General features: G+C 56.6%; 1 protein-coding gene. It reads left to right on the forward strand.

All coding sequences use genetic code 11. The features are described from left to right. On the forward strand, positions 1 to 251 hold a 251-nt coding region (locus OH705_RS28175), incomplete at both ends, for an aldehyde dehydrogenase family protein (protein ID WP_267303565.1).

A 251-nucleotide genomic window follows, 5' to 3' on the forward strand; every position in this document is an offset into this window, starting at 1 on the left:
CTTCCTTAGCAAATTCACCGAGGCGTTTAAGCAGGTGAAGATTGGCGATCCGCTGGACGAAAGCACCACGCTGGGGCCGCTGTCGTCTAAAGATGCGCTCGAAACGCTGACCAAACAGGTTAACGAGGCGGTGAAAAACGGTGCCACGCTGCACTACGGGGGCAAACCGGTACAGCGGGACGGGAGTTTCTTCGAACCGACGATCCTGACGAATATCTCGCGCGAAAACCCGGCGTACTTCGAGGAGTTCT

The organism is Pseudomonas sp. BJa3, assembly GCF_026343815.1.
Lineage (GTDB): Bacteria > Pseudomonadota > Gammaproteobacteria > Pseudomonadales > Pseudomonadaceae > Aquipseudomonas > Aquipseudomonas soli.